1 protein-coding gene is annotated in these 580 nt (G+C 52.4%); it reads left to right on the top strand.

What is annotated here, in order from left to right:
* Positions 1–475 (top strand): mechanosensitive ion channel family protein (locus tag J5M71_RS26685; protein ID WP_207838479.1); only part of this gene is annotated, 475 nt, incomplete at its 5' end.
* Positions 476–580: the final 105 nt, after the last annotated feature.

The following is a 580-nucleotide window of genomic DNA, read 5'->3' as shown; positions in this document are numbered from 1 at the left end:
GTTCCGCCCGTTCCGCATCGGTGACTGGATCGAAGCCCAAGGTGTAGCGGGTACCGTCGACAGCATCCAGATTTTCCACACCGTGCTGCGTACCGGCGACAACAAGACCATCATCCTGCCCAACGGCAACCTGTCGAACGGCATCATCACCAACACCAACCGCCAGCCAACTCGCAAAGTCGTGTTTGATGTCGGCGTGGATTACGAGGCGGATCTGCAGAAAGCCCGTCAGGTATTGCTGGATCTGGCCAAGGATCCCCGCGTCATGCAGGACCCGGAACCACAGGCGGTGATTTCGACATTGGGTGATAGCTCGATCACGGTTTCCCTGCGTGTCTGGGTTAAAACTGCGGATTATTGGGATGTGATGTTCATGTTCAATGAGCAGGCGCGTGATCGTTTGAAGGCTGCCGGGATTGATATTCCGTTTCCGCAGCGGGTTATACGCGTAGTGCAGGAATCGGCGACACAATGATAGGTTGCTAGCTAACTACTTGCTTTGCTAGTCAGTCTTTTAAATAATTGAAAATAAAAAAGGCCCATCGGAGATGGGCCTTTTTTTATGCTTTGAAACTAACCG

Source organism: Pseudomonas sp. 43(2021), assembly GCF_017490805.1.
Taxonomy (GTDB): domain Bacteria; phylum Pseudomonadota; class Gammaproteobacteria; order Pseudomonadales; family Pseudomonadaceae; genus Aquipseudomonas.
The sequence above is the reverse complement of the archived record's forward strand: the minus strand, read 5'-3'. Positions and strand labels throughout refer to the sequence as shown.